This is a genomic window from Actinomadura sp. 7K507 (assembly GCF_004348425.1).
Lineage (GTDB): Bacteria > Actinomycetota > Actinomycetes > Streptosporangiales > Streptosporangiaceae > Spirillospora.
This window is the reverse complement of record NZ_SMKK01000513.1, coordinates 1-1741: the sequence shown is the minus strand read 5'-3', so window position 1 is coordinate 1741 and position 1741 is coordinate 1. Positions and strand designations below refer to the sequence as shown.

At 72.8% G+C, this 1741-nt stretch carries 2 protein-coding genes; both read left to right on the top strand.

Features of this window, described 5'->3' with window-relative positions; translation table 11 throughout:
* Positions 1–245: 245 nt before the first annotated feature.
* Positions 246–1058, top strand: a complete 813-nt coding sequence (locus E1285_RS44955) for a helix-turn-helix domain-containing protein (protein WP_207947312.1) — start codon at positions 246–248, stop codon at positions 1056–1058.
* 21 nt (positions 1059–1079) lie between these two features.
* The coding region (locus E1285_RS44950) for a hypothetical protein (RefSeq protein WP_207947310.1) at positions 1080–1741 on the top strand (662 nt) is incomplete at its 3' end.

Here is a 1741-nt window from a genome sequence, read left to right as displayed (position 1 = left end):
GTTCCGGACGGCGCGGATGCGCCACAGATTCGGCACCGTAGGACGGGTGCGCACGGGGACGCTTGTGCCCGCGCGCAGAGAACTTGCCGCCGGGCGCATCGCCCGGTCACCCGCCGTCTGAATCGCGTCACTTTCCGCTTGATTCGCCCAATTTGGCGGCGAAGATCGTACTACGCTCGCCTGCGGTGATCACCAGTGCCGACGGCGGCCCTGGACAACCGGACCGATCGGCGGAAGGGCCTGTGGTGGACGACTTCCTCGGTGGCCCGGTCCGGCAGAGCAGCGCCGCCTACCGCCTCGTCCTGTACCGGTCGGACCGGGCCGACCACGTCCGCGCGGCGGGGCACGACGGCGCCTACCGGTTCCTGCTTCCGCTCCACGGCGAGATGCTCGTGCACCGGGACGGCGGGTGGGCGCGGCTGTGCCCGGGAACGGGCGGCCTTCTGTCGCCGGCGGCGCCGCTGCGGGTCGTCCAGCACCGCCCCGCCCGTGCGCTCGTCATGACGATCCCGGCGCACGAGGTGGACGGCCGGCTGCACCCCGCGTGCCCGCACACCACCGACCTCGACCTGTCCGCCGGCCTCGGCCGCGTCGTCGCCGACATGGTCAGGGCCGTCGGCGACGAGCCCCTCACCGAACCGCAGTTCGACGCCGCCTGCGACCGGATCACCGAGCTGCTGTGCCTCCTGGTCGCGGGGGAGGAACGTCCGCCGACAGGCCACCTGGCCGAAGTGGAGGCGGTGGTGCGCCGCCACGTCCGGGAGCACGCCACCGACCCGAACCTCACCGGCGCGGCCATGGCCCAGGACCTGGGCTGGTCGCTGCGCCAGATCCAGCTCGCCCTCCAGAGGGCCGGGACGACCCCCCGCGACCTGATCCGCGAGGAACGCCTCCGCCTCGTCCGGGACCGCCTCCGCGACCCCCGCGACCGCCACGTCACCATCACCGACCTGGCCCACGCGACGGGCTTCTCCTCGGCCAGCGCCCTCAGCCACGCCTTCCGCCAGCGCTTCGGCCAGACCCCCCGCGACCTCCGCAACCACGCGGCCTCCCGCTGACCCCCTTTTGTGGCACAGGACATGGACAGCGCCCCGTCCCTGGCGTTCACTCGTACCGTGGACGCGCCCCTCGATCCCGTGCAGCCCCGCGCACCCGCGGCCTGGGCGGGGCTGACCTGCTCCGTCCTCTTCTGCGACGTCGCCGGCTTCGGCGACCCGTCCCGGGGCGACGAGGACCGCCGGGTCGTCCGCGAGGCCACGTACCGCATCCTCCTGGAGGCGCTGGAGTCCTCGGGCGTCCCGCCCCCGGCCACCTATCGCGAGGACCGCGGCGACGGCGCCCTGGTCATCGTCTCGCCCGCCGTCCCGACCGCGTCCCTCATCGACCCCCTCGCCGACCGCCTGGGCGTAGCGCTCCGCCTGTACAACCAGCACGCCGGACCCGCCGTCCGGATCCAGCTACGCGTCGCCCTGCACGTAGGTCCCATCACCCCCGACAGCGAGGGCCTCAACGGACAGGCCATCATCCAGGCGGCCCGCCTCATGGAGTCCCCCGCCCTCAAGACGGCCCTCGCCGAAACGGGCGCAGACCTGGGATTCATAGTCTCGCCCTTCATCTACGAGACCTACGTGGCCCACCTGCACGGCCCTCTGGACCCCAGGTCCTTCGAACCGGTGACCGTCCAGGTCAAGGAGACGACCACCGAGGCCTGGATGTACCTGACAGGCGGAAGATCAGGACC